Consider the following 7127-nt stretch of genomic DNA (forward strand, 5'->3'; position numbering starts at 1 on the left):
GCTCTTCGGAGCGGGCGCAGCAGGTGTATCTGACAGATGACTGGCTTGCGATTGATCGTTGGTCTGGGCAACCCCGGACCCGAACACGCCCGGACCCGGCACAATGCCGGGTTTCATTTCGTTGAGGCCCTGGCAGAGCGGCAGGGCGCGCGCTGGGCGCTGGAAAGCAAATTGTTTGGCGAAGTCGCCAAGGTCGAGATTGCCGGGCAGCCGGTATGGCTGTTGAAGCCGGCGACCTACATGAACCTCTCTGGCAAATCGGTCACCGCCGCACAGCGGTTCTGGAAAATCGAGCCCGAAGAGACCCTGCTTGCACACGACGAACTGGACATGCCGCCCGGCGTGGCCCGGCTCAAGTTCGACGGTGGCCATGGCGGCCAGAACGGCCTGCGTGACACCATCCGTCTGCTCGGTCATGGCAAGTTCCATCGCCTGCGTCTTGGCATCGGCCATCCCGGTCACAAGGACCGCGTGGTGGGTTGGGTATTGGGCCGCCCGTCGCCGGACGACGCCGTGCTGATGGCACAGGCCATCGATGCGGCCATCGACGTGATGCCGTTGGCGGTAGCCGGTGATTACAGCGAAGCGATGAAGCGTCTGCACACCACCAAGTGAGCAGGAAATGGGGAATGCGGAATGGAATGGCAGCAAGCCCTTCCGCTTCCTCATTCCCGATTTTCCATTCACGGGAGTTCAAGCATGGGTATCAAATGCGGCATCGTCGGTCTGCCCAATGTCGGCAAGTCGACCCTGTTCAATGCGCTGACCAAGGCGGGTATCGCTGCGGCCAACTTCCCGTTCTGCACGATCGAGCCGAACACCGGCGTGGTGCCGGTGCCGGATCCGCGCCTTGATGCGCTGTCGGCGATCGTCAAGCCTGAGCGGGTGATCCCGACCACGATGGAGTTCGTCGACATCGCCGGTCTGGTCGCTGGTGCGTCCAAGGGTGAAGGCCTGGGCAACAAGTTCCTGGCCCACATCCGCGAGACCGACGCCATCGCCCACGTCGTGCGCTGCTTCGAAGACGGCAACGTCATCCACGTGGCCAACAAGGTCGACCCGATCGCCGACATCGAAACCATCGATACCGAGCTGGCGCTGGCCGACCTGGAATCGGTGCTGAAGGCACTGGATCGCGCTACCCGCGCGGCCAAGGCCAACGACAAGGAAGCGCTGGCCCGCAAGCCGGTGCTCGAGAAGCTGGCTTCGGCGCTGGATCAGGGCAAGTCGGCGCGTGCCGCCGGCCTGGATGCTGATGAGAAGGCGCTGATCCGTGACATGTTCCTGATCACGCTGAAGCCGCTGATGTACATCGCCAACGTCGCTGAAGACGGCTTCGAGAACAATCCGCTGCTGGATGTGGTGCGTGCCCGTGCCGCAGCCGAAGGTGCCGAAGTGGTGCCGGTGTGTGCGGCCATCGAAGAAGAAATGGCGCAGCTGGATGACGCCGACCGCGATGAGTTCCTCAAGGACCTCGGTCTGGAAGAGCCGGGCCTGAACCGCGTGATCCGTGCCGGCTACAAGCTGCTCGGCCTGCAGACCTACTTCACCGCAGGTGTGAAGGAAGTCCGCGCATGGCAGCTGCGCGCCGGCTCGACCGCACCGCAGGCAGCAGGCGTGATCCATACCGACTTCGAGCGTGGCTTCATCCGTGCCGAAACCATCAGCTACGAGGACTTCATCAACCTCAAGGGTGAGCAGGGCGCCAAGGAAGCCGGCCGCCTGCGCCTGGAAGGCAAGGACTACATCGTCAAGGAAGGCGACGTGCTGCACTTCCGCTTCAACGTCTGATTCCAGCGACGTTGCTGCAGCAACAAGGCCCCGCATTGCGGGGCCTTGTTGTATCTGCGAGTTGCAGCGTGGTGAATATTTCACCGCGAATTTGAAAGCCTTGCAGCGCAAGGCCTGCGCGCGGTTGTCCACAGCCTTCTCCAGCCATTGCGCACAGCGCTTGTGGAGAACGGATGTCGCCTCCGGGATCGGGTCATCGGCGTAGCCCGGGTAAGCGCAGCGCACCCGGGAACGATCGGCGCGGTGAAGCGTGACTACCCACAAGCACAGGGTGGGCGTGGATTGCTGTAGGAGCGGCGTCAGCCGCAAAGCTGGGATTCTTGCAGCGACGGGAGCATATGCCGCTTGATGATGTACGTGCTTCGCGGCTGACGCCGCTCCTACAAAAAGGCCGCATGCCTTCGTTGTAGTGCATTGGCGAAAATTTCACCGCCATTTTGAAAGCCTTGCAGCGCAAGGCCTGCACGCGGTTGTCCACAGCCTTCTCCAGTCATTGCGCACAGCGCTTGTGGAGAACCCCACAAGCCGGATGGCTGCTTGTAGGAGCGGCGTCAGCCGCGAAGCTGGCATTCCTGCAGTCCCGGGAGACTGCGCCACCTGACGATGCGCGTGCTTTGCGGCTTACGCCGCTCCTACAAAAAAGCCGCACGCCGTTGTTGTAGTGCGTTGGCGAAAAAATCACCGTCATTTTGAAAGCCGTGCAGCGCAAGGTCTGCAGGCGGTTGTCCACAGCCTTCTCCAGTCATTGCGCACAGCGCTTGTGGAGAAGAATTGCAGGTGTGCAGTCCGGGAAAGCGCGGATGTAGGAGGTGATGCGCCGTGTGTGCTGCGCTTTCCCAGGCACGACCGTTCCTGTTCCTGCAGGCGCCTGTTGATGGCGCGCGAAGAAGAAGGCCCGCCAATGGCGGGCCTTGTTGCAGATCGGCACAGCGGGTTTGGGCTTACAGTGCAGCGCCGCCAAACTTGTGCGTGTACTGCAGGTTGATCTGCCGGCCAACGCTGTCGAACCAGGAGATGTCGTAGTACGGATACGAGGTATAGGTCGGATCCTTCGGCGGCATCTTGTTGAACAGGTTCACCACCGACAGGGTCAGACGCGAGTGATCGTCGAAACGGTACTGCAGCGATGCGTTGTAACGATAGGTTGCGCGGATGTACGGACCCGGATCGCCGTCTTCCCACACCTGGTCATAGGACCAGCCATTGGGCAGCTTGCCCAGGCGCTGGCCGTGGATCGTGGCAGCCCAGGCTTCCTTCTCCCAGCTGATGCTGGCGCTGGTCTTGGTGCGCGGGATGTCGAAACCGCTGTTGACTGCGAACTGATCCTTGACCACGTCGCCAGCGTACTGCTGGAAGTCATGCTTCTTCACCCATGTATGTGTGGTGCTGAAGGTGAATTGGCCAATGCCGGTCTGCAGGCGATAGCGCACGGCGGCATCGACGCCTTCGGTGGACTCCTTGGCGACGTTGATCGGATTGACGTGGACGCCATACAGGGCTCCGCCGGTTCGCGTGACGCGAGCCAGCGCATCGAGGCAGGTCGGTGAACTGGCATCCAGATTTCCAAGTCGGCAAGCGGCCTCATCGCGCAGGATCTGATCGGTGCTAATGTCCTGCACCTGATCCTTCATCTCGATGTTGAACCAATCTGCGGAGATATCCAGTCCGTTCACCGGCGACCACACGAAGCCGGCTGTCCAGGAGGTGCTGGTCTCCGGATCCAGGTCGCGGTTGCCGTTGCGGCTGCGGATCAGGCCGGTGGAAAAGTCTTCCGGTGCGGCATCGGGGTCCGTGCTCTGCGCATAGGCGTAGTAGTCGATGCCGCTGGTTTCATCGTTGCCCGGGCCGGAATAGACGTAGTGTAGGTCGGGAGCTCGGAAGGCGGTGCCGTAGGAACCACGGACCAGCAGTGAATCAATCGGTCGCCACTCCAGACCTGTGCTCCAGGTAGCCTTGCCGATGCTGTTGCCCGAATAGCGATACTGGTCGTAGCGGCCAGCTACGCTCCAGTTCAGGGTTTCATGCAACGGCATGCGCAACTCACCGGCCGTGGCCCAACGATTGCGGCTGCCCTTGCCGTCCGAATCCTTCCAGCTGTAGTAGTAATACTCGGTCGCCAGCGGATCGGGGTTCAGTGCATAGGACTGGCGGCCCAGTTCCACGGTGCCAGCAAAGCCGGCATCGCCGCCTGGCAGGGTGAACAGATCAGCCTTGCTCACGGTCAGTGACAGTGTGCCCGTTTCGGACTTCGGCTTGTAGACGGTGCGCGCAGCGATGGAATCGTATTCGCCGCGGCTGAGGGGGCGATACAGGCGGCTGGGGTCGGCGTTGTAGCTGGGCAGCGTGACGTCGATGCCGTTGACGTCGGTATAGGTGAATTCGCCCGTCTGTGCGCCGAGGAAAAGGGCATTGGCCTTGGAGGCAACAATTTGCGGCCAGCTGATCTTGGATTCATACCGCGAGTAGCTGGCGGTGGCTTCGTAATCCCAGCTATTGGCCCAAGTTCCCTTGAGCCCTGTCGCAAGGCTGAAGGTCTTCTGGGTTGTCTCGATCATGTTGCGGTTGAGGCCGCCCATCTCCTCGGGGGAGAACAGGCGATACCAGTCTTCGACGGTGTCCGTCGCCTCGTTGTAAAACCATCCTTCCTCATTGCCATCCGGGCGCATCAGACCCCAGTTGGTGACGTCCCGGAATATCTTCACCTGGTGGTATCCGGCTTGGATGTCGGCGAACCATTGGCTGCCGTTGTCGAAGGCGTAACTCATCGACGTATAGGCGTTGACCCCGCGGCGTTCACTCAGGATGGTGCCGTAGCCGATGGCTTCGTCGCTGCCGCAATAGCCGCCGTAGCCGCTGCGATAGGACAGATAGGTGGTGCCGCCGTTCTGGGCAGCCAGCGCGTCACAGGTTGCTTGATCGGGATCGATGTAATAGACGCTGTTGTCGTTGGTCCGGTCGTAGTCGGGGCTGGCCAGCTCCCTGCGCAGATAGTTGCTGCGCGCACGCTGGTCGCGCGCACGTGGTGCATCCTTGGTCGAATCCTGGATGCTGCGTTCATATGCCCACAGCGGTGTCTGCGACTGCAGGTCCACGCTGTAGACACCGTTCAGGCGGCCCTTCTCGAAGCCACCAACCAGGCTGATGTCGAACGACTCGCCACCACCTTCGGTGGTGGTGCCCATGCGCGCATCAACGGTGACGCCGTCGGTGTTCTTCTTGAGGATGAAATTGACCACGCCGGATATAGCGTCGGAGCCATAAATTGCCGAAGCGCTGCCAGTGAGAACTTCGATACGCTCGATCATCCCCAGCGGGATATTGGAGATGTCGGTGAAGTTGCTGCGACCCTTGAACGGCATCGGGAAGTCCGCAATGCGGCGACCGTTGACCAATACCAGGGTGTGATTCGGGCCGAGGCCGCGCAGGTCAACCTGTTGCGCGCCCGGCGAGAAGTCAGCGCCGCTGGAGGACTGCTGGCTTTGCGTCTCGCCACCGTTCTGGGTCATGGCGCGGAGTACGTCTGGCACGCTGGTGAAGCCTGCGGACTTGATGTCCTCGGCGGTCACCACGGTGACCGGCGCCGGGCCTTCCACCTGGGCGCGCGGGATGCGCGAGCCGGTGACCTGCACCGTGTCGAGTTGTTGCGGTTGGCTCTGGGTGGCGGTCTGCGCCAGGGCGGGGGCGGCCATCGACAGCAGGGCCAGTTGGATTGAACACACCATTGCGTGCTTACGCATGAATCAGCTCTCTGATGAAAAGTGTCCGAATTTGTCCTGTCGGCATGTCGGGGAATGCCGGCCAACCCTGTCTGTAATGTGAATGGGGTCACTGCATCTAACACCTTTTTTACACGCTTGACCACTGCCAGAAAGTCTGGCATTACAGCTGTAAGCGATTACATGGATCGGGTAGAGGGCGCTATGAAACGTAAGAGTTCCTGGCTGGGGCGAGTGCTCCTGGCTATCGCGGCTATTGCTGCGGGGGGCGTGGTCCACGCCGAGGATTCGCGCGCCATCAGCGCTGCTGGCTATCGCTACTACGAAGTGGGTGATCTGGATGCCCCCCGCCCGGGCAAGACCGAGGCGGCCATGATGTTGATGGGCGGCGGCGACTGGGTGCCGGAAGCCTTCCACTGGTGGGTTGAGCGGGCAGGGCACGGCCGCGTGGTGATCCTGCGCGCCTCTGGCGACGACAACATGCAGAAGGAGCTGTACTACGACATCGGCGGCGTCACCGCGGTGCAGACGCTGGTGTTTGACAGCCGCAAGGCGGCCGACGATCCGGCCGTGCTGCGGGTGGTGCGCGGCGCCGATGCGATTTTCATCGCTGGCGGTGACCAGTCGCGCTACATCCGCTTCTGGAAGGGCACCCAGCTCAATGCGCTGCTCAATGAGCATGTCCGCGCGGGCAAGCCGATTGGCGGCACCAGTGCCGGATTGGCCATCCTTGGTGGGTATTCGTATGGCGCACTGGATGGCGGCAGTGTCAATTCGCCGACTGCGTTGAGCGACCCGATGGGCAGCGAGGTGACCATGGACCGGGATTTCCTGACCATGCCCTACCTGTCGAACGTGGTTACCGACACCCATTTCGCCAAGCGTGATCGCCTGGGGCGCCTGATTGTCTTCGTCGCCCGCGCTGCCCAGGACAAGGGCCAGGACGACATCGTCGGTATCGGCGTGGATGAGGACACCGCGCTGTGCGTGGAGGCCGATGGGCGTGGCCGGGTGTACTCGCTGGTCGATGGCTATGCATGGCTGGTGATGCCGCGCCGTACGGCTGATCGCCTCAGCAATGGTGAGCCGTTGGAATTCAGTTCGGTTCCGGTCACGGGCGTGGGCGCGGGTAGTCGCCTGCATCTGGATGGCTTCAAGGTCGACAATGCCGCTTTCACCGCGATGGCCAGTGTCGTCGACGGCGAGTTGGAGCTGCATCCCAACTGAGTGCGTGCGTTCAACAGATAAAAAAGGGGCTTCGGCCCCTTTTTTTGTTGTCTCTTGGCGCGCGGCGTGGCTGTTGGGGGCGGAGACGGACGCGTGGGTGTGGCTGGCGATGGAGAGGCGGTGCCTGCGACCGTGGTGACTGTTCAGAGTGGCAGGCACCTGCCTAGAATCGGGCTTCCATTCGGGAGTGAAGAAACATGAAGCTGACTTCTGCAGTACTGCTGGGCCTGGCGTCGCTGTCCTCGGGAGCTGCTGCGGCAGCCGAGGTTTCTCCCCTGCTGGTCATCCATGGCGGGGCGGGGGTGGAGCGCAAGGATTTCAGCGCTGCAGAAGAGCGCGCCCCCCGTGCGGCGCTGACCGAGGCATTGCGTCAAGGTCATCAGGCGTTGGTTG

The 7127-nt window shown here is 62.0% G+C and carries 4 protein-coding genes and 1 pseudogene; 4 read left to right on the forward strand and 1 reads right to left on the reverse strand.

Annotated elements, in window-relative coordinates; translation table 11 throughout:
- Window positions 1-36 precede the first annotated feature (36 nt).
- Together pth and ychF are read left to right on the forward strand one after the other, a co-directional pair.
- Complete coding sequence (gene pth / locus QMX78_RS19075; RefSeq protein ID WP_282272531.1) at window positions 37-615, forward strand: aminoacyl-tRNA hydrolase; 579 nt, start codon at window positions 37-39, stop codon at window positions 613-615.
- Window positions 616-699: 84 nt separating this feature from the next.
- A complete protein-coding gene (gene ychF, locus QMX78_RS19080) occupies window positions 700-1791 on the forward strand; it encodes a redox-regulated ATPase YchF (RefSeq protein ID WP_282272533.1) in 1092 nt (363 codons plus the stop codon).
- A 941-nt stretch (window positions 1792-2732) separates the two neighbouring features.
- On the opposite strand, the gene QMX78_RS19085 is transcribed toward ychF, so the two are convergent.
- Complete coding sequence (locus tag QMX78_RS19085) at window positions 2733-5528, reverse strand: TonB-dependent receptor (RefSeq protein WP_282272534.1); 2796 nt, start codon at window positions 5526-5528, stop codon at window positions 2733-2735.
- A gap of 162 nt (window positions 5529-5690) precedes the next feature.
- On the opposite strand from QMX78_RS19085, the gene QMX78_RS19090 reads away from it, so the two are divergent.
- Window positions 5691-6734 carry a cyanophycinase gene (locus QMX78_RS19090; RefSeq protein ID WP_282272537.1) on the forward strand — a complete coding sequence of 348 codons (1044 nt, stop codon included), beginning with the start codon at window positions 5691-5693 and terminating at the stop codon, window positions 6732-6734.
- Between the two features lie 197 nt (window positions 6735-6931).
- Window positions 6932-7127: pseudogene (locus QMX78_RS19095) on the forward strand (isoaspartyl peptidase/L-asparaginase); the annotation flags it as partial.

It is taken from the genome of Stenotrophomonas sp. PS02298 (assembly GCF_029959445.1).
Taxonomy (GTDB): Bacteria; Pseudomonadota; Gammaproteobacteria; order Xanthomonadales; family Xanthomonadaceae; genus Stenotrophomonas.